This window comes from Staphylococcus pseudoxylosus, from assembly GCF_003697915.1.
In the GTDB taxonomy this organism is placed as follows: domain Bacteria; phylum Bacillota; class Bacilli; order Staphylococcales; family Staphylococcaceae; genus Staphylococcus; species Staphylococcus pseudoxylosus.
In genome coordinates this window covers 132,847-154,541 of record NZ_RCVN01000003.1, presented here as the reverse complement: position 1 = coordinate 154,541, position 21,695 = coordinate 132,847, and the positions used below count along the sequence as shown (strand labels likewise).

At 33.5% G+C, this 21,695-nt stretch carries 17 protein-coding genes; 12 read left to right on the top strand and 5 right to left on the bottom strand.

The window, feature by feature from the left end:
* The first annotated feature begins 28 nt into the window (after nt 1-28).
* Nucleotides 29-1,015 carry a metal ABC transporter solute-binding protein, Zn/Mn family gene (locus tag D9V42_RS03790; RefSeq protein ID WP_122063198.1) on the top strand — a complete coding sequence of 329 codons (987 nt, stop codon included), beginning with the start codon at nt 29-31 and terminating at the stop codon, nt 1,013-1,015.
* A 110-nt stretch (nt 1,016-1,125) separates the two neighbouring features.
* Here the strand turns inward: D9V42_RS03790 and aldA are convergent, their stop codons facing one another.
* Complete coding sequence (aldA, locus tag D9V42_RS03785; RefSeq protein ID WP_122063196.1) at nt 1,126-2,577, bottom strand: aldehyde dehydrogenase; 1,452 nt, start codon at nt 2,575-2,577, stop codon at nt 1,126-1,128.
* Nucleotides 2,578-2,786: 209 nt separating this feature from the next.
* Here aldA and D9V42_RS03780 point away from each other — a divergent pair, with 209 nt between their 5' ends.
* From D9V42_RS03780 to D9V42_RS03760, 5 genes are all read left to right on the top strand, one after another.
* Nucleotides 2,787-3,218 carry a MarR family winged helix-turn-helix transcriptional regulator gene (locus D9V42_RS03780; RefSeq protein WP_107530163.1) on the top strand — a complete coding sequence of 144 codons (432 nt, stop codon included), beginning with the start codon at nt 2,787-2,789 and terminating at the stop codon, nt 3,216-3,218.
* 69 nt (nt 3,219-3,287) lie between these two features.
* Nucleotides 3,288-4,244, top strand: coding sequence for a ring-cleaving dioxygenase MhqE (gene mhqE / locus D9V42_RS03775; RefSeq protein WP_122063194.1), 957 nt, complete (start codon nt 3,288-3,290; stop codon nt 4,242-4,244).
* 81 nt (nt 4,245-4,325) lie between these two features.
* Nucleotides 4,326-5,225 carry a VOC family protein gene (locus tag D9V42_RS03770; RefSeq protein WP_122063192.1) on the top strand — a complete coding sequence of 300 codons (900 nt, stop codon included), beginning with the start codon at nt 4,326-4,328 and terminating at the stop codon, nt 5,223-5,225.
* Between the two features lie 30 nt (nt 5,226-5,255).
* Nucleotides 5,256-5,849, top strand: a complete 594-nt coding sequence (gene mhqD / locus D9V42_RS03765; protein WP_122063190.1) for a methylhydroquinone degradation carboxylesterase MhqD — start codon at nt 5,256-5,258, stop codon at nt 5,847-5,849.
* Between the two features lie 142 nt (nt 5,850-5,991).
* Nucleotides 5,992-6,558, top strand: a complete 567-nt coding sequence (locus D9V42_RS03760) for a cysteine hydrolase family protein (protein ID WP_122063188.1) — start codon at nt 5,992-5,994, stop codon at nt 6,556-6,558.
* A gap of 49 nt (nt 6,559-6,607) precedes the next feature.
* Here D9V42_RS03760 and D9V42_RS03755 read toward each other — a convergent pair whose 3' ends face one another.
* Together D9V42_RS03755 and D9V42_RS03750 are read right to left on the bottom strand one after the other, a co-directional pair.
* The gene (locus tag D9V42_RS03755) at nt 6,608-8,023 is read right to left on the bottom strand and encodes an anion permease (RefSeq protein ID WP_107554298.1); all 1,416 of its coding nucleotides are present in this window, start codon (nt 8,021-8,023) and stop codon (nt 6,608-6,610) included.
* A gap of 245 nt (nt 8,024-8,268) precedes the next feature.
* Nucleotides 8,269-9,318 (bottom strand): YkvI family membrane protein, encoded by a 1,050-nt coding sequence (locus D9V42_RS03750; protein WP_122063186.1) that lies wholly within the window; start codon nt 9,316-9,318, stop codon nt 8,269-8,271.
* Nucleotides 9,319-9,626: 308 nt separating this feature from the next.
* Between D9V42_RS03750 and D9V42_RS03745 the strand changes: the two genes are divergently transcribed.
* Complete coding sequence (locus D9V42_RS03745) at nt 9,627-11,426, top strand: cation:proton antiporter (protein ID WP_107554300.1); 1,800 nt, start codon at nt 9,627-9,629, stop codon at nt 11,424-11,426.
* A gap of 164 nt (nt 11,427-11,590) precedes the next feature.
* Here D9V42_RS03745 and D9V42_RS03740 read toward each other — a convergent pair whose 3' ends face one another.
* Nucleotides 11,591-13,543, bottom strand: coding sequence for a fructose-1,6-bisphosphatase (locus D9V42_RS03740; RefSeq protein ID WP_122063184.1), 1,953 nt, complete (start codon nt 13,541-13,543; stop codon nt 11,591-11,593).
* Nucleotides 13,544-14,044: 501 nt separating this feature from the next.
* On the opposite strand from D9V42_RS03740, the gene putP reads away from it, so the two are divergent.
* The gene (gene putP / locus D9V42_RS03735; protein ID WP_122063182.1) at nt 14,045-15,601 is read left to right on the top strand and encodes a sodium/proline symporter PutP; all 1,557 of its coding nucleotides are present in this window, start codon (nt 14,045-14,047) and stop codon (nt 15,599-15,601) included.
* A gap of 292 nt (nt 15,602-15,893) precedes the next feature.
* Here putP and uptA read toward each other — a convergent pair whose 3' ends face one another.
* A complete protein-coding gene (uptA, locus tag D9V42_RS03730) occupies nt 15,894-16,502 on the bottom strand; it encodes an undecaprenyl phosphate transporter UptA (protein WP_122063180.1) in 609 nt (202 codons plus the stop codon).
* Between the two features lie 246 nt (nt 16,503-16,748).
* On the opposite strand from uptA, the gene D9V42_RS03725 reads away from it, so the two are divergent.
* The 4 genes from D9V42_RS03725 (at nt 16,749) to D9V42_RS03710 (ending at nt 21,633) form a co-directional block, all read left to right on the top strand.
* On the top strand, nt 16,749-18,026 hold the full coding sequence (locus tag D9V42_RS03725; protein WP_122063178.1) for a pyruvate MFS transporter: 1,278 nt from the start codon (nt 16,749-16,751) through the stop codon (nt 18,024-18,026).
* A 68-nt stretch (nt 18,027-18,094) separates the two neighbouring features.
* Complete coding sequence (locus D9V42_RS03720; protein ID WP_107554305.1) at nt 18,095-18,385, top strand: putative quinol monooxygenase; 291 nt, start codon at nt 18,095-18,097, stop codon at nt 18,383-18,385.
* 201 nt (nt 18,386-18,586) lie between these two features.
* Nucleotides 18,587-19,285, top strand: a complete 699-nt coding sequence (gene budA / locus D9V42_RS03715) for an acetolactate decarboxylase (RefSeq protein WP_122063176.1) — start codon at nt 18,587-18,589, stop codon at nt 19,283-19,285.
* Between the two features lie 479 nt (nt 19,286-19,764).
* The gene (locus tag D9V42_RS03710; RefSeq protein WP_244204772.1) at nt 19,765-21,633 is read left to right on the top strand and encodes an FUSC family protein; all 1,869 of its coding nucleotides are present in this window, start codon (nt 19,765-19,767) and stop codon (nt 21,631-21,633) included.
* Nucleotides 21,634-21,695 lie beyond the last annotated feature (62 nt).

The window sequence follows — 21,695 nt, the reverse complement described above, 5'->3', positions numbered from 1 at the left end:
GAATAATTTCGATTTGGAGGGGCGTTTTTTGAGAAAAAGTATAATACTCATTATGGCATGTGTAGTTGTTGTAATGTTGAGTGCGTGTGGCAATATCAATAAAGGCGAAAACAAAGACGTCAGTTCAAAAAATAAACTTAAAATTTATACTACAGTATTTGCGTTTCAAAGTTTTACTGAACAAATAGGCGGTAAATATGTAGATGTAGAATCTATCTATCCACCAGGGGCCGATATGCATACCTTTGAACCAACACAAAAGGAAATGGTTAATATTGCAAAAGGTGATTTGTTTATTTATTCTAACCAAGAAATGGATCCAGTGGCTAAAAAAATTGCAGGTTCTATTAATAATAAAGATTTAAAATTAGCATTAGCAGCTAACTTTACACATGATGATTTAGTTGCAAATCATGAACATGAGCACGAGCATGAAGGGCATGATCATGAGCACGAAGAAGAAGGACATCACCATGAAGAGGGCAGTGAAGACCCTCATGTTTGGCTAGATCCAGTACTTAATAAAAAAATGGTGAAATCCATCAAAGATGATTTAGTAAAAAAAGACCCTCAACATAAAGTTTATTACGAGAAAAATTATAAACAAGTCGTTAACGATTTAGATAATATCAATCAAAGATTAAATGAAATTACAGAGCATCCAAAGCGTGACACTGTAGTGATTTCTCATGATTCCATTGGGTATTTAGCCAATCGTTATGGGTTTAAACAAGAAGGTGTCAGTGGTATGAATAACGAAGAACCTAGTCAAAGAGACTTGATGAATATTGTTAATAATATCAAACAAACTAAACAACCTTATGTACTTTATGAGCAAAATATTTCAACGAAAGTTACTGATGTAATACAGAAAGAATCTAATTCAACGCCATTAAGTTTTCATAATATGGCAACACTTTCTAAAGAAGAAAGTAAAGAGAGTAATATTACTTATCAATCCTTAATGAAACGCAATATAAAATCACTAGATAAAGCATTAAATGAAGAAGATTAACAAAACCCTGAGACAGATTATGTCTCAGGGTTTTGTACTACTAAATGATCATTTAATACAACAGTTTTCTTTGATTAAAAAAATTATTTTAAAATTTGCTGTGTCATGTTTTAGTCATATCTTATATAGGAAACAGTTGTGTTGTAATATTCTTCTAAACCGTGCACACCATCGGCACCGCCAATACCAGATTCTCTCCAACCTGCATGGAATCCATTCACTACTTCTTCGGCTTCACAGTTTGCATAGACTTCACCAAATTTAAGTTTTTCAGTAGCTAACATAATTTCTTTTAAATTTTCAGAGAAGATAAAGGACGATAAACCGGCATTTGTATCATTGGCTTGTGCAATTGCAGTATCAAAATCTTGATAAGTTACGATAGGTAGAACAGGGCCGAAAATTTCATTTTTAAAAGCGTCATCTTCAACGTTTACATGATCTAAAATAGTAGGTTCATAGAAGAAACCAGAACGTTCTATTTTATGTCCTCCTGTAATTAAAGTAGCGCCATTTTTTATGGCATTTTGGACTTTCTCATCAATACTATCAAGTTGTTGTTGGTTAATAATTGCACCGTAATCAGTTTGTTCATCAAATGGATCACCTACAGTTAATTGTTCCATTTTAGCTTTTAATTGATTAACAAAATCCTCGTGAACATCTTCGTGTACAAAAATACGTTCAGGGCAAGTGCATACTTGTCCAGCATTATTGATTCTGGCAGTAACGATGTAATCAACGGCTTTATCTAAGTTAGCATTAGGAGTTACTAGCACTGGAGCATTACCACCAAGTTCTAAGTTTACTTTTTTAACTGTATTGGCGCTTTCAGCATACACTGATTTACCAGCTCTCATGCTACCTGTAAGTGAAATAAGTTGGATATCAGGGTGTTGTGCTAATTGAGTACCAACCGTTTCGCCTGTGCCAGGAAGTATTTGGACAAGTCCTGCTGGAATTGTTGAATTACGAATAAGTTCTGCGATTTTCAGTGTTATTAACGAAGTTGCTTCACTTGGTTTAATGACCACAGAACAACCTGTGATGATCGCGGGGATGACCTTTCTCATTAATACCATAATAGGTGCATTCCATGGAACGATTCCTGCGGTAACACCAATCGGCTTTTTAGTTAGTAAAATGGTCTCGTTCTCTCTAGTGTTTTGTAACACTTCCCCTTTATTGTTCATACCTAAGCTAGTCATATAATTAATAAAGTGTATGGCTTTATCTATTTCACCCTTTGCAGACGCGAGGGTTTTACCTTGTTCTTTAACATATAATGTTGCAAGTTCATCTTTATTTTTTTCGAGTAGGGGTATGAGTAACTTAACGTGATCTGAGCGAGTAGGTTCTGGTGTTTGCTCCCATTCTAGTTGTGCTTGTTTTGATTTAGCAATTGCATCGTTAACTTCGTACTCAGTTGCAAAAGTTATGGTATCTATCTTTTCTCCAGTTGCAGGATTGATAACATCCATAGTGTCTGTTGATTTACTTTCGATAAATTCATTGTTTATAAATAATTGATTCAATGTTTGACACCTCCACACTATATGCATACCACTAATAATCCTTCTGAAAACGACATACTTTATTTTTAAAAGTAAATAGTCATTAACTAACTATAAAATTAGAAGCAGCATAACCTTGCTGGAGGTTGTTTAGAACTTTTTAGTATATTTTTTATACTTAAGTGTTGACTAATTGAAGAAGCGGGTTTATAATTTATCTCGAATTCGAAATAAAATTCGGAAAGTTGGTGAATCCTATGGATCGTACGAAAGAATCTTTAAATTCGTTTGTTGGTTTAAATAGAACAGTAGATCATTTAATGAAGATTGTTAGAAAGGATGTCCAAAGGCATGGCTTAAATGTAACTGAGTTTGCAGTGATGGAATTACTTTATAACAAAGGCGACCAACCGATACAACGTATTGGTAATAGAGTACTGATTGCAAGTAGTAGTATTACCTATGTTGTGGATAAACTTGAAGAAAAAGGATGCGTAAGTAGGCAGCGGGATGAACAAGATAAACGTGTAACGAACGCATCATTAACTGAAAAAGGCTATGCAATGATGGATGAAATTTTTCCTGATCATGCTTCAACATTAGAATCAACATTTTCAGTATTAACTAATGATGAAATAACTGTATTGCAACAAGCTTTAAAAAAACTAAGTGCTCAACCTATAGAATAGTCGTAGCACTTAAAATTTTAAATTAAATTACTTCGAAATCGAGATAAAATTATAAAGAGGAGTTTTACTATGACAAATAATCAATTATTAGGAATCCACCACGTAACAGCTATGACAGACGACGCTGAAAGAAACTATAAATTTTTCACTGAAGTCTTAGGCATGAGACTTGTTAAGAAAACAGTTAATCAAGACGACATATACACGTATCACACATTTTTTGCGGATGATGAAGGCTCTCCAGGTACAGATATGACATTCTTCGATTTTCCTAATGTACCTAAAGGTGCACCTGGTACAAATTCAATTACACGTCCATCATTCAGAGTACCTAATGACGCGGCTCTTGAATACTATGAACAACGTTTTAATGAGTTCGGCGTGCAACATGAAGGTATACAAGAATTATTTGGCACAAAAGTATTACCATTTGAAGAAGAAGACGGACAAAGTTATCAACTTGTATCTGATGAGGATAATGAAGGCGTTGCACCTGGTAAACCATGGAAAAATGGCCCAGTACCAAGTGATAAAGCGATTTATGGTTTAGGTCCGATTGAAATTACTGTAAGTTATTTTGATGACTTCAAGAAAGTTTTAGAAGAAATTTATGGTATGAAAGCAATGATTGTAGAAGAAGATGTAGCAATTTTAGAAGTTGGTGAAGGTGGTAACGGCGGCCAAGTTATTTTAAGAAAAGATACTGAAGGTCCTGAAGCGAGACAAGGTTATGGTGAAGTACACCACGTATCATTTAGATTGAAAGATCATGAAGCAATTGAACAGTGGTTAGAAAAATATAAAGCAGCGGGTATAGGCAATTCAGGTTTAGTCGATAGATTTTACTTCGAGGCACTATATGCACGCATTGGTCATATATTAATAGAAGTATCAACAGATGGCCCTGGATTTATGGATGATGAGCCTTATGAAACATTAGGTGAAAGTTTAGCGCTACCGCCATTTTTAGAATCACAACGTGAGTATATTGAATCAGAAATACGTCCATTTGACACTAGAAGATAACTAGCAAAGGTCATAATTAATAACAACGAAGCCATATTGAAATGTAATAACGAAATAAATAGAAAGTTAGGAGGCAACGATATGGAAGCAATTCAACATATCCATCATATTTCAGCCATTGTAGGTAACCCCGAAGAAAATATAAAATTTTATAGAGATATATTAAACTTGAAACTAATCAAGAAAACAGTAAATTATGATGATCCTTCAACTTATCATTTATATTTTGCGAATGATTCAGTAGATAATGGTACAATCATTACTTTCTTCAACTGGCCAAATACTCATAAAGGACATATTGGGAACGGCCAAGTAGAACGTATTGCTTTCAGAGTGCCAAAAGGATCTTTAGAGGCTTGGACACAACATTTGGAAATGAATCAAATAAAAACAATGACTACACAATTATTTGAATCTAAAACGTTAGAGTTTGAAGATATACATGATTTACCGCTAGCATTAGTAGAAGATGACAAGGAGCAAAGAGACCAACAAGCCATTATTGGTTTTCACGGTGTCACACTACTATCTTCAAATCCGCAAGAGACTGTAAAAACTTTAACAACTGATATGGGTCTGGTTAAAACGAACGAAGATGAAGGGTATATTCATATTGAAACACAAGGTGAGTGGCGTCATCATGTTATAGTGAAAAAACAAATTGCTGACACTGACGTTCGTTGGGGAGTTGGCGTTGTGCATCACATTGCATGGTCAGTTCCAACAAACCAAGCACATCTTGATTGGCAAGCGTATATGAGTAATAAAGGTTATCACGTAACAGAGGTTAAAGACCGTAGCTATTTTAATGCAATTTACATGAAAGAACACGGTGGTATTATCTTTGAATTTGCAACAGAAGGTCCTGGGTTTACGATAGACGAACCTTTTGAGCAGTTAGGTCAAAAGTTAGTATTACCGTCACAGTATGAAGATAGAAGAGAAGCGTTATTACGTTTATTACCACAGATACGCGTTTAACATTAAAGATGAAAAAGGAGATGAAAATTTATGGAACATATTTTTAGAGAAGGTGAAGCAAACGCGCCAACGTTTATTTTATTACATGGTACTGGTGGGGACGAAAATGATTTATTACCTTTAGCTCAAGCACTTAACCCTAAATACAATGTTCTCAGTATCAGAGGTGAAATTTCTGAGAATGGAATGAATCGTTTCTTCAAAAGACTGGGAGAAGGAAAATACGATTTAGAAGATTTAGAATATCGTACGAATAGATTAATCTCATTTTTAAAAGAAGCGGCAGAACGCTATAATTTTGACTTGTCAAAGGCGATACCTGTTGGTTTTTCAAACGGCTCAAACATTGCAATCAGCATGATTTTGCATCAGGACACATCTTTTGAAAAAGCTTTATTATATGCGCCTTTATACCCAGTAGATCTTGTTGATAACAAGGATCTAAGTAATATGAATGTATTACTTTCAATGGGACAACATGATCCAATTGTTCCTGTCGAGGCTAGTGAAAATGTAATTCATATCTTCGAAAGTCGCGGTGCTCAAGTAGAGCAAGTTTGGGTTAATAGTCATGAATTAACTCAAGCAGGTGTAGCAGCAGGGCAATCATTACTAGATTTATAAAATAATAAGCCATCGACATCATACATTAATGAAGTATGATGTTCGGTGGCTTATTTTGTATGAGTTCAATTTGAGTAAGTAGTTATAAATTCATTTATAATGTTTATTGAATACCAATAGAATAAAAAGGTGGAATGAATATATGGAGAATAACCAAGCGCTTATAGTCATGGATATGCAAAACGGAATAGTGCGTGGATTAGAACAGAAAGAAAGCATTATTCATTTTAATAAGCAAGCAATCAATTTTGCTCGTCAGCAAAATATACCGGTTATTTTTATTCGTGTTGCGTTTACAGGTGACTTTTTAGAGGTATCACCTAATAATAAAATGTTTGCACAAATGAAAGCTAACGGCTTACGGATGAATAAAGCAGATGAAGAGACACAAATTCTTGACGCATTAGGACGCCAAACACATGAACCACTCGTTACAAAACATAGATTAAGCGCATTTACAGGCAGTAATTTAGAAGTATTATTGCGTGGGTTACAAGTAGAACATCTTGTCTTAACTGGTGTGAGTACTAGTGGTGTTATACTATCTACGGCCACTGAAGCGGCAGATAAGGATTATAAACTGACTATATTATCGGATGCTATAGCCGACCAAGATGAAGCAAAACATCAATTTTTACTCAATAAAATTTTAACAAGATACGCTGATATAATGACCACAGATTTATGGACAAGTAAATCAATTCATTAAAAATCCCCAAGCCATGTTTAATGTGTTTAACATGGCTTGGGGTTATATATTACATAAGGCCGATGAGTTTCATCCATAATGATCCAACGCCTAACCATACAATAAAATAGAAGAAGGCAAGTATTGCATTCATAGTCCACCAACGATTTTGTGTAACATAACCAGCTGAATATAGGATGGGCGCTGGACCGCTACTGTAGTGTGTTGTAGAAGCCATTAAATTCCCGAAGAAACCTAACATTAATGCGCTATATAATGGTGGTGCTCCCGTAGCGATAGCCACACCGAGTAAGGCTGAGTACATTGCACTAACGTGCGCTGTTGAACTCGCAAATAAATAATGTGAATAGAAATAAAAGAGTATCAAAATAATTAAAACGATTGGCCAACTTAAGCCGCCTAAACTACCTGATATCGATTCACTTAACCAAGGAATAAAGCCGAGTTCATTGAGTTGATTCGCCATCATCACTAGGATTGAAAACCAAACTAATGTATTCCATGCACCAGTCTCTTTAAGGATATCATTCCAAGTGAGCACACCTGTAATGAGTAATAGTGATAATGCGATAAAGGCAGTTAAAGTGGCATTAATATTTAATGTACTGCCTAGAACCCAAAGACCAAGTGCAATAATAAAGATGGCAATCATGAATTTTTCACTTTTAGCCATGATGCCCATATCAGTGAGTTCATTTTGTGCCCATGATTTGGCATTTGGCGTTTCTTTAATTTCTGGTGGATACATTTTGTAAATGATAAGTGGTACTAGTATTAATGAAATAATACCTGGGACTAACGCTGCTAAGAACCAGTGCATCCAAGTGATGTCGACGCCTTGATGTTTTGCAAGAGATTGTGCAAGTGGGTTACCAGCCATAGCAGTTAAAAACATAGCTGCAGTAATTAAGTTACCATGAAATTCTGTAAATATAAGAAAAGCACCCATTTTACGTTGCGTACCGTCTTCTGGTTTTGAACCAAATGAACGGGATAGTGCATTGATAATAGGAAACATAATACCACCTGCTCTAGCAGTATTACTTGGTGTGGCAGGTGCAAGGATTAAATCTACACCAATAAGTGAATACCCTAAACCAAGCGTTTTTTTACCGAACAATTTAACGAATTGCAATGCAATACGTCGCCCCAAACCAGTTTTTACAAAGCCTCTAGAAATGAAAAAGGCCATTGCAATTAACCAAATACTACTATTGCCAAACCCAGCTACAGCAGTATCGATTTTAACCGTGTTAGTTAACACAGTTAATGTGAAACCTATCATAGCAATTGCACCTATCGGTAGTGGTTGTGTAATACACCCAATGATTGTTGCTACAAATATAGCAAACATGTGCCAAGCAGCAGGATCTAAACCATCTGGTCTAAGTGGTGTGAATAGCCAGATAATGATGCCTGCAACGATAGGAAAAATAAATTTTTTGTAGTTAATGCCTTCGTGCATTAGAATCATCTTCCTTTACGTATGATTGTGATAAAAAAATAGTGATTTAGAAATAAAAAATATAATTTATAGTGCCCATATATTTTCCTATCCTATTAATTTATTATAAATTTGTCATAATAATTATAATTATGACAATACATATTGTAAAGTTGGTGTTTAAATGGGTGAATCTTTTAAAAAATAGTAATAAGGTTTTATAGCACGGTATTAAGCGCAAAGTCACTATGCAAAATTAAATGTGTCTATTTTCGCAATATTCCTTTTGCCAAGATTGGTATTAATAGAATAAAACCAAATACGCCCATAACTGGAAATACCTTGCCTATTAATTCGATAAAACCAATAAACGTTGTGGCAAATGTAACGATTGTCATCACAATGATTAGTCGATAATAGGCTTTAGTATAAGGCGTAGTAAATCTAGATGCGAAAGCGTACATAAGCCCAACGACGGTATTATAAATAACCAATACCATTACAACCGACATAAAAATCCCAATAAATGGAGAAATCTGTTTTGCTAACAACAATGAAGGTAACGCAACACCAGTAATCTGTGTGAATTCAGTAATCATACCTAAGTTGAGCATCAAGAGTAAGAATGTAATGGTCATACCACCTAATATACCACCCCAAACTGTTGATTTTTCAAATTTTAAACGGCCGCCCATAACTGATAAAAAGCTAAAAGCAGCGGCAATTTGTAAACTACCGTAATTAATTGCATCAAACCACCACCATTGGTCTGAGCGACCCTCACTATTTGAATAATGATGTGCAGCATTGAAGTTTAACTGACCTGTAGAAAAGTAATAGACAGCAATGATTGTAACAATAATTACTAAAAATGGTGTAACTATCCCTAAAACGGTAATAAGACGATCAAATTTTAAGAATAGTGTTAGTAGGATAACGAGAACTAAAATTAATGAACTAAATACATAAGGCATTCCTGTACTTTCGTGAATGGTTGATGCGCCACCAGCGGTCATTATCATAGCTAGTGCAAATAAAAATAAAGTCAAAATAATATCAAATACTGTTGCGATAGGACGTGGTAAATAGTGTTTAATTGGTTCAGTATGATTATGAGAGCGTAAGCGATAACCAGTTTGTAGTACAAAGCCACCGCCAATTGTAATGATGAATCCTGTAATGAACACACCATAAACACTAAAATTCCCATTACTTGTAAAAAACTGAAAAATTTCTTGTCCAGTTGCAAATCCAGCACCCACAACAACGCCAACAAATGCAAAAGCAACAATAATAATTTCCTTCAAGTTTGTCATAGAAGTTGAAATCCTTTCATTGTTTGAAATTGTAAAATTTTGTAGAAAAGTATCACAGTGAATCATTTTATATGAAAATAAGGTAAAATTAAACACTGAAGTTTATATACTGAATACAATTGTGTATATAGAGTGAACTTTTGAGAGAGAACTGAAGTAATAAATAAAAGAAAAACATTTTTAGTGCGTTAATATAAAATTTTTGATAATATGTCTTCTTATTGCTTTATTTTATGCTTTAATTTAGTAGCTAATTTACATAAAAATACCAGGTAATAAATATAAAAAATCGGGAGAGTGTGAGTCATGTGTCATTATTAAATTTACCGTTAACATTACTCATTGTTATATTTTTGGCATTGGGTATTTTTAGTCAATGGTTTGCGAATAGAATTAAATGGCCATCTATTGTAGTTATGGCTATAGTTGGATTGCTTGTAGGACCAGTATTTGGCTTAATCAATCCGCAAGAAAGTTTGGGGGAAGAAGTATTCAGTCCCTTAGTTTCATTAGCAGTGGCAATTATCTTGTTTGAGGGAAGTAGTAATTTAGATTTTCGTGAAATTAAAGGAATTTCTAAAGCGGTTATACGTATTATCACGATAGGTGCAATTATTGCTTGGATACTTGGGGCGGTCACACTACATTATATCATTGGTTTTTCACTATCTATTTCGTTAGTGTTAGGTGGCTTATTTTTAATCACAGGACCAACTGTGATTCAACCATTATTAAAACAAGCGAAAGTTAAAAAGCGTGTTGATTCAATACTAAGATGGGAAAGTATTATACTTGATCCTATTGGACCAATGCTTGCTTTAGGTGCTTTTTATATTTTTCAAATTATAGAACAAGGATTTGATTTGCAGTTAATAGCTAGATTTATTATAAGTTTATTCATTGCAATTGCTATTGGATTTGGTGCATCGTACTTATTTATGTGGTTAATTAAAAAAGATCTTATTCCACAAAATTTGATGCCGCCGATACAATTAATCTTTATTTTATTAATTTTTTCGATATGTGATGAGATTTTACCGGAATCAGGCCTATTAGCAGTTACGATATTTGGTCTAATGATGGCACGTATGAAGAGACACGATTTAATCTTTAAGGAATCAGATCATTTTATTGAAAATACATCATCGATCATGATTTCCACTGTATTTATATTAATCACTTCTTCATTAACTTTAGAAGTATTAAAAAGTGTTATGTCTTGGAAACTATTTATTTTTTGTGCCATTATGATTATCTTAGTAAGACCAATTTCCATCCTCTTGTCTACAGTGAACACTGAGATATCTAAACGAGAGAGAGCGATGGTATCAATGATGGCTCCTAGAGGTATAGTTGTATTAACTGTAGCGCAATTTTTCGGTGGATTATTCATTGAAAAAGGAACGCCGATGGCAGAATATATAACGCCAGTGACTTTTGGCTTAGTATTTATTACCGTTGTCATATATGGCTTTAGCTTTTTACCATTAAGTAAGATTATGCATATGTCTAGTACTGAACCACCAGGCATTATTATAGTAGGGGAAAGTGAATTTTCCTTTCATCTTGGAGCAAAATTAAGAAGCCATAACATACCAGTTATGACATTTAATTTATTTAGTAATACAACACAACGGTCAAAAGAATTAGGATTTGAAGTTTTCGATGGCAACTTATTATCAAGCAATGATCGAATATATGCAGATATGACACGATATAATAAATGTATATTGATGACACAATCCTTTATATTTAATAGCTTAGCTTTTAATGAGTTAGTTCCAGAATTTGGTTTGAAACATGTAGATATGATGCCAGTGTCGTTTAGTGATGAACATGATCGTAGTAACGTAGATGGTCCGATTAGAAATCATATTCTTTTTGATTGGAATTTCACATCCCGTTGGTTTAATCGTTTTATAAGTGAACACAATATTTTAGAAATACCAGCGAAAAAACAAAATCAATTAACTAAAAACGATATGGTCCTCTATCATATAGATAATAATAGTGTAGTAACATTCAAACGTAGCAATCAGTTTATCTCTGAAGCTGAGGAAGGTGTAATAGGTTATTTAAAAGATGCTTACTTACATCAAAATATATAAGAAGTTAAACAGAGTGAGAACGTGTTCTCAGGCTAACCTATCGACAAAGGGTTCATCTTTGTCGATAGGTTTTTGTTTTCATAGATACTTCTTTTATTCATAGAAAATCCGAGACATAGCTATATGCCTCGGATTATTTTTTATATTCGTATTTATGGGTGTCTCTAGTTTACAAAACGATCATGCATTAATTCTTTTAAGATATCAATCTGTGCTTGAATTTCATGACCAGTATTTGTATCACGAATTTTTTTTCGTTGTAATTCTTTATCTACGACACGACGAATTGAGAGTTCATCAGCACCGTTAAGCAATACGTGCTTTTTAGAGTTAAAGTGTTGATGGGCCACGAGCTGCATACCAAATGAATTATAAAGTAGAGTATATCCAGCGATACCTGTTGTTGATTGATAAGCTTTCGAGAATCCGCCATCAATGACAATCATCTTACCATCAGCTTTAATTGGGTCTTCTCCATCAATTTCTTTCACGGGGGTGTGACCATTGATAATATGACCTTGTTCGGGATCTAAACCGAAATCTTTTAGCATTTTTTTACACATATCTACATCTTCACGTAAATAATAATAAGGATTTTTAGTTTCTTTATGTGCTGTTTTATCTTTGATGAAATAGCGTTCAAATGTAGTCATTGCACGTTTGCCAAATAGTGAAGAGTATTTACCAGTCCATAAATACCAAACTAAATCTGTAGCTAAATCATCTTGAATATCTTTATGGTCAAATGCTATTCGTACATATTCCTCGAAATGGTCTAATAAATCTCTGCCATAACATTTCACCCCATCAATAACCATTGATTCCATTTCACCTTGTTCATCGACGGGGATACAACCATGGATAAGTAAGTTTCCATTGTAAGGTAAGTAAAGTTTTCCTTTTTGCATAAGGAAAGTCATGTGGCGTTTTAGTTTTTCGGATTGTTGAACTGATAATAATAATTTATCGATTACATCTGCTTCTTCATCAGTTAACTTGTTTGGATCATTAGGATCAACGGTTTGGAAACAAGTGTGTTCTAATGGATATGTTTTTCCGTAAAGTGTTGCTTCATTTTTTTCATAGTCAATTTTTTCTAGCACTAAACGTTCTTCCATTTCAAATGTAGGTCGGCGATTGATAATTGGTGCTTCTAATTTAAATTGAATAATAGCTATGGCTTGATGGAGTTTAGTGATTTGTTCTAACTCTAATTCAGATAAACCTTCAGCATTTTTAGGGCGGAATGCTGGATTTGCTCCATCATAATATTTATCAGCAAGTGTTAATAACGGTCGTAAGTTGATGCCATATGCATCTTCAATAATATCCAAATTATCGTAACGTGCACAAATTCTAAGTAAGTTTGCAAGACAAACCTTAGACCCTGCATATGCGCCAATCCATAGTACATCATGATTACCCCATTGAATATCGACAGAAGGGTAATCTATGAGTGTTTCCATAATCTTATCCGGTTCAGGTCCACGATCATAAATATCACCTACGACATGTAAGTGATTAACCACTAGATGTTGTACTGTGAAAGATAGGCCAATAATTAAATCATCTGATTGTTCTAATTCTATAATTTGTTTGATTAACGTTTCGTAGTAGGAATGTTTATTATTATATTTATTACTTTTATACAATAATTCTTCTACAATAAAAACATAATTCTCAGGTAAAGATTTACGTAGTTTTGTACGTGTATATTTTGATGATGCATAAGTAATTAGTTTAATTAGACGGTTAATGGTCGTAATATACCATTCATTTAATTCTGATTTGGAACTAAAACTATTTTTTATGAGTTGTAATTTTTCTTCAGGATAATAAACCAAAGCAGAAAACTCATTAATTTCTTTACGCGTTAGCGTATCTTGGAAAATGTCATTAATCTTTGAACGAACATTCCCTGAACCATTGCGTAAAACGTGTTGAAAGGCATGGAATTCTCCGTGCAAATCACTAACAAAGTGCTCTGTCCCTTTTGGAAGTTCCAAAATAGATTCTAAATTGATGATTTCAGTTGCGAGCGCTTCTTTAGTATCAAATTGTTCAGAAAGTAAATCTAAAAATCTTTCTTTTACACTCTTGTCTGTTGAATTATGCATTATTTATGTCACTCCAGTTGAATAAATTTCTAAAGTATAAAATACAAATTAGTAAAACGCTTCCATTATATGTTTCTTATTGTAGCATTAAAACACAATCTTTTGTCTACTACTTATTATATTATGAATTTTAATTAAATTCGAAGATATGGCTTGATTGTATAACCTAGTGTCAAAAAGTGTTTTATATGAAGCGTTAAAAGGCGAATATGAAGCGTGATATCCTTATGTTACTTAAATATGTTATTTTTGATATTTACATAAATGTTGTGATAAACATACATTTTTGTGAATGCTAATAGAAGTATTTTTGTTATAAAAGTGTAATTGTACAATTATAATTTTTAGGCGTTAAAATCTTTTTGTAACAGTATTTAGAGCGTATTATTAGGTTGTTATATATACAAGCTAACAAAAAATTTACGATTTATTGTTTAATTTGATGATTATTTTTGTATAATATATGCATGTAACAAAATTATAAGGGGAGGAGTTTGTTTCATGTTTACATTGGGGACATCATTATCGAGTCAAGTAGATCCAAATTGGCAAACATATATTATGCTGAGTGTTTATTTTATTGTTTTATTAGGCATAGGATACTATGGATTTAAACAATCTACGAGCAACGTAAGTGAATATATGTTAGGTGGAAGAAATATTGGTCCATATGTAACGGCATTGTCTGCAGGGGCATCTGACATGAGTGGTTGGATGATTATGGGATTACCAGGAGAAGTGTATTCAACTGGATTATCTGCAGCATGGTTAGCCATAGGCTTAACAATTGGCGCATACATAAACTATGTAGTTGTAGCACCTCGTCTTCGTGTTTATACGGAAAAGGCTGGAGATGCAATTACACTACCAGATTTCTTTAAAAATAGAGTGGATGATAAATCAAATCTGATTAAAATAATTGCAGGTGGAATTATCGTTGTATTCTTTACGCTTTACACTCACTCCGGAATGGTTTCAGGAGGCGTTTTGTTTGAAAGTGCCTTTGGATTGAATTATCACTTTGGTATGTTATTAGTGGCAATTATAGTTATTGCATATACGTTCTTCGGAGGTTACTTAGCAGTATCATTAACAGATTTTTTCCAAGGGGTTGTTATGATTATTGCTATGGTAATGGTCCCGATAGTAGCGATGATGCAATTAAGTGGTCTAGATACCATATCACAAGCAGCAGAATTAAAACCTACAAATTTAGATTTATTTAAAGGAACAACGTTTATAGGTATTATTTCTTTCTTTGCTTGGGGGTTAGGTTATTTTGGTCAACCACACATAATTGTTCGTTTTATGTCTATCAAATCTATTAAACAATTACCGACAGCAAGACGTTTTGGTATAGGTTGGATGGCGATTAGCTTACTTGGTGCAGTGGGTGTTGGACTGGTAGGTATCACTTTTGTAAATAGCAATGGGGTTGAATTAAAAGATCCTGAGACGTTATTTATTTTAATGGGACAAATATTGTTCCATCCACTTGTTGGTGGGTTTTTACTTGCGGCCATTTTAGCTGCGATTATGAGCACGATATCTTCGCAATTGCTAGTGACATCAAGTTCATTAACAGAAGACTTTTATAAGTTGTTTCGTGGTGAAGAAGCCGCTAAAGAACATCAAAAAGAATTTGTATTGGTTGGGCGTATATCAGTTATAATCGTTGCGATTATATCTATATGGATTGCATGGTCGCCTAATGATACGATATTAAATCTTGTAGGTAATGCTTGGGCAGGTTTTGGTGCAGCCTTTGGGCCACTAGTGCTCTTGTCGTTATATTGGAAAGGTTTAAGTCGTACCGGCGCTATCAGCGGTATGTTGTCGGGTGCAATCGTAGTTATACTATGGATTGCATTTGTTAAACCACTAGGAGATATAAACGATTTCTTTAATTTATATGAAATCATACCTGGCTTTTTAACAAGTCTGATTGTTACATTCATAGTCAGTAAATTGACTAAAAAACCACAAATTGATGTAGCGACTGATTTAGCTGATGTACGTCGAATTGTTAAAAATAAAGATGAACAGAGTGAATCATAATTTTAAAAAGGGGTTTAAATTATGTCTGATATTCACTTGTTCAGCGCAACATTATAGTGTCATTTAATAAGGGAGAAATTTTATATAGATCGTGAAAGGCTAACTTCAAAGGGGGAAGTTAGTCTTTTTTATGTCAAATATTGATAACGTTTTGGAAATTAAAGATATCAGTATAAAAAACGCTCTTACCGCAATGATATTATTATTGCGATAAGAGCGTAAAATTTTATTTTATTGGTTTTTAAGTGAATTAAATTAGCCTGTTAATTTATTAGGCTAAACAAACGCGTTCTTATTGGACACGGTCTTTTTTGAAAAGTCTATAAAAGACAAAAATCACCGCTAAAATAATAATGACATACATAATATACGAATAGGTATGTAAACCATTCATTAATACATCCCAACTAGCACTCAATAATTTGCCTAAATAAATTAAAGCGAAATTCCAAATGGTTGTACCAATTAATGAAAGAATTGTAAAAACTACAACATTCATACGATTGATTCCTGCTGGGATAGTAATCAGTACACGTAAAACTGGTATAAAGCGACAGATGAACACTGCAATGGCACCATGTTTTTTAAACCAATCATTCGCACGTTCAACATCTTTGCCTTTTAATTTAATCCATTTGCCATATTTATCAACGAAACGATATAAACGCGTTTCAGAAACAAGTCTACTTATATAATAGAGGACAAGTAAACCTATCAATGATGCAATGGTTGAAATTGTAAAAAGAATGGGGATAGATAATCCTGATTTAACAGACATTAGTCCTGCAAAGGTTAAAATAATTTCAGAAGGTATGAAAGGTAATATGTTTTCGAATAATATTAATATTGCAATGGCAGCATAGCCCCATGTGCTAATAAAGTCGGTAAGTATTTGTTCCATAGCTCTATGATTGGCTCCTTTAAAATCAAACTTTGTTAATTTTTTTTGTACATATTTAAGTATAATCTAAAATACTAAATTGTCCACGGAACATACATAGGGCTCAAGTATGATATTGTGATTGGTTTTATATAATCATGTAAAAAGTAAAAAAGTTATTGTAAGCGATTTCATTTTGTGGTAATATCATTAAAAAACAATAGGTCATATGATGACTAGTTACTTAAGGGAGAAAGTTGGAGAGAGATGAAAGAAAAAAGAACAAATATTAGATGGTATTTTGCAATAGCATTTTTTATTATCGGAGTAATTGCTTATATGGACCGTTCCAATATATCTATAATTGCAGGACCGATGATGGAAGACTTAAACTTAAATAAAACACAATTCGGTTTATTAGCATCATTTTTCTCATTAGGCTATGCATTGATGCAAGTGCCGTCTGGATTTTTGGCTGAAAAATTTGGGTCAAAAAAATTATTAACTATTGCACTTGTTTGGTGGAGCGCATTTACGATTTTAACAGGTATTGTAAAAAATCATGGTATGCTTTACGCCGTACGTTTTTTATTCGGTGTCGGAGAAGCGCCAATGTATCCTTCTAATGCTGTATTTAATACAAACTGGTTTGCAAAAGGTGAAAAAGGACGTGCATCTAGTGCGTTGCTTGCTGGTTCATATTTTGGTCCTGTAATTGCCCCAGTAGTAACGATAGCAATTGTAAATATGTTTGGTTGGCAAGCCGTATTTTATATATTTGGTGCGGTAGGTTTTGTTATTGCTATATTATGGATGGTAATTGCAAAAGATTTACCAGAACAACACCAGATGGTCAATGAAGCAGAGAAGAATTATATTATTGAAAATAGAGATGTTATAAAGACGGAAAAATCCAATGCACCATGGAATATCTTTTTCACGCGCTTTAGTTTTTATGCGATAGCAGCACAATATTTTGTAGTACAGTTCGTAGTTTCGTTATTTTTAATTTGGTTACCTACATATCTTACGGAACAGTATAAAGTGAAACTTACTGATCCTGATATGGCTTGGGCAGCAGGCGCTCCTTGGATAGCAATGTTCTTACTTATACTTTGTGGAGGAGCAATTTCAGATAAACTGTTACAAAGTGGTAAATCTCGTTTTGTGGCACGTGCATCAATTGCGATTATGGGTTTCTTAGTATTCTGTATCTCATTATTTATGTCACTACAAACAGACAATCTAGTCGTTAATGTATTTTGGCTATCATTATGTCTCGGAGGTATTGGTATTGCCACAGGAATGAGTTGGGCAGCTGCGACGGATTTAGGACGTAATTTCTCTGGTTCGGTATCAGGTTGGATGAATCTGTGGGGGAATATTGGTGCATTATTAAGTCCGTTATTGGCTGGTATGATGGTTGACATCGTAGGTTGGACAATGACATTAGAATTAGTAATAATTCCAGTAGTGTTTGCGATTATTATGTGGTTCTTTGTAAAACCGGATCAACCTTTAATTATAGAAAAAGAAAATTTATAAAGTTTAATTATTTGTGTTTTTTGATTACCTCCTAGTATAATAATTATACTTATGAGGAGGAGAAAAATATGATTACTATTAATGCAATAATGAAAATTGACCCAGCTAAAAGAGAAGGTTATTTAGAATTAGTAAAACCATTACTTGAAGGTGCTAGCACTGAGGAAGGTTCATTATTTTATAAACATTTTGAACAAACAGACGAACCTAATACTTTTGCTTTTATCGAACGTTACAAAGATGAAGCAGCTGTTGAAGCACATAACAATTCTGATCACTTTAAAGCATTTTTTGCTGAAGTAAGTCAATATTTAGTTGAAAAACCAGATATTAGCGTTTCTCAAGATCAAACAACATAACTAATTATTTGAAATGTATTGAAATAATAAGAGAGTGGAATAGAAATCAAAATGCAATTTTGATTTCTATTCCACTTTCTTTATCTTGGGAAAGATAAGCAAGATACTGTTTTAATCATATTAATAAGTGTATAATTTTATGTTGCGGGTAATACAATAATGATTTTGATAGAGAAAAGTAGTTTTAGGAGTGTAAAAATAATGTTATATCAACATGGTACTTTAGGAACGTTAATGGCGGGTTTATTAGAAGGTACTGCAACAATTAATGAAATTTTAGAACATGGTGATTTAGGTATAGGAACACTCACAGGTTCTGATGGTGAAGTGATTATATTAGATAATCAAGCTTTTCATGCAAATGAATATGGAGAATTCAAGGAGTTGAAGGGCGACGAGTTAACACCTTTTGCAACGGTTACACCATTCAAACCAGATGCTCAATTTGATGTGCGTAATATAACTGATTCTGAAACATTATTGAATAAAGTACAACAAAAGGCTTTAAGTGACAATATTTTTATAGCCGTAAAAATAACTGGTAAATTTGAAATGGTACATGTGCGTATGATGCCAAAACAAGAGAAACCCTATACGAAACTTATTGAATCTGCTAAGCGTCAGCCAGAATTCACGCATGAACAAATAGATGGTACAATTGTTGGCTTTTATGCCCCACAATTATTTCATGGTATAGCTGCTAGTGGCTTCCACTTACATTTTGTAGATGATTATCAATCAGTCGGAGGGCATGTACTAGATTTTGAAATGAATCATGGTATTGTTGAATTGAGTAATATAGAGACGCTAGAACAACATTTCCCAGTAAATAATCAAACTTTCTTAGAAGCAGATATTGATTATTCCAATGTAGAAGCAGATATTAAAGAAGCCGAGTAAAAAACAACCATTAATTTTTTGTTGAATAAGTCACAAAGTGTTCATACGAATCGCATCTAGAAGAATTTAAAAAAAGTGTTAAAATAGAGAAGTAATACTTCTAGATAAGTATATATATTTAAGATGACGTTATATATTTTATTAAACTAAATAAGTTAGGAACAAATTCACTAAATCATATGGCTTTTTAATAATTCAAGTTTATTAATATAGTAAGTAATGTTAGTTGTTGTTTAAGATGGACATAGCATATCGATTATCTAATAATTAAGATGGCATGTTTTAATACAAAACTTTTAACTATTTAATCAGCCTTATGAGGGCGGGAATAGGAAATCACATCTTTGATTTCTGTCCCGCTCTATTTATGTGGCGGAAGATTTAATAAAATTATACATATCATTGTAAAAATTAAATAGAAAAGGAGATGCTTGACCATATTGACTAATTATATAAAATCTTTACTACGGTTCGATTCGATGAAGATTGATGTAGCAAAAGGAATTAGACAATGTATCTTAATGTTAATTCCTTTACTTATTGGTTATGTCACTGGCTATTTTTCTATAGGGTTACTAATTTCAACTGGTACCTTGGCACATATCTATGTCTTTGGAGGTCCGGCTAAATCTAAATTACGCATGGTGCTCTTTTCAGCAATAGGTTTATCTTTAGCTATGGTTCTAGGGACATTAACCGTTAGCCAACCAATCATATTTGGTGTATTACTATTAGTTGTTTCCGTCATACCATACTACATCTTTAGCTCTCTTAATATCCCTGGACCGTCTTCCACGTTTTTTATCGTTGCATTTAGTTTGCCAATCAACTTACCTGTAGCCCCAGAAGAAGCTTTAACAAGAGGCGGCGCAATGTTTGTCGGAGGACTATTAGCAACTGTTATTGTGATATTAGTAATAATGTTATCCAAAGAATCTACAGAATCAAAAGCAATTAGAAATGATTACAATATAATCAAGCAATTGATTTATAATTTTGACGATGCACAGGCGTTTGCTAAAGCGTCACAATTTGCAGTAACGGCATTTAGAAATTCAGATATTCAACTCATCACATCAAGTACAGCAAAATCCAAAGAATCAGCAGAGTTTCAACGTCTGTTATTGTTACATAATACGGCGCAAGGTATTCATTCAGAATTATTGGAGCTGAATGAAAAGGATGCACGCCCGTTGCCAGAAGAAATAAAAGAGATGGCAGATTATGTGATTAAACGTGTTTATTCACACGGTAATACAACCCGTCAATGGACACAAAAAGTAGAAGTAGATGCTGTAAATCAAAATTTAGTTGATAGTATTATTAAAGTAGATGCGATTATGAATGCAGACAGTGAACGTGTGGAACATGAAATAGATATTCGTGTGCCAATTTATGGACAACGCATGATACAAAATTTAACTTTAGATTCATTTGTATTTAGAAATACAATACGTTATATCGTCATCATGGCAATTGCTATTTTTATAGCGCTCATGTTCGATTTTGAAAAAGCTTATTGGATTCCATTAAGTGCACATACTGTATTATTAGGATCGACTACATTGCATAGTTTTGAACGTGCAGGGGCTAGAGGCATTGGTACCATTATTGGTGTGTTATTCTTATCACTCATATTATTAGCAACGCCGCCAATTCCTGTAGCAATTATATTATTGGCAGTTGCAGCAGGTATAACTGAAATGTTCGTCGGTGCCAACTATTCGTTTGCAGTGATATTTATTACAATACAAGTTATTTTATTAAATGGACTTGCGTCTAACCATTTGACCATCTTAATTGCTTTACCAAGAGTAATAGATGTTATAGTAGGTATCCTCATTGCAGTAGTTTGTTTGCTATTTATTGGCAGAAAAACGGCTTCATCTATGTTGCCAGATACTTTAGCAGCAGTTGCTAGAGATGAAGCAGTCATTTTCCATTATCTATTTTCCAGTAATAAATATGCTTCAAGGGAACAAGATAAACATGAAATGCTAAAACTCAGCGTTAAATTAAATAATATGACGCAAGTTTATAACAGTGCAAATGGTGAAATATTTAGTAATAAAATGGTGATACAATACTATTATCCTAGTATTTATGCTTTGGAAGAAATCAGTTTTATACTGACAAGAGCTTTAAGTAATGAACAACGTTATCATATAGATGATGATACGATGGGAGATTATTTATTGGTTTTTGAAAATATTGCTAAACACTTTGAAAGAGGTAATCATATTCAATGGAAAACATTACCAGATTTACCTCAGTACGCACATGTAAAAACGTCACTGTTGAGTATTCAAACTAACTGTTTGCATGTAAGACAAGAAGCGACAGTATAACTAAATGTCTAAAATAAGCCGCCCTTTGCTACTTTGTTAGCATTAAGGGCGGCTTATTTGTA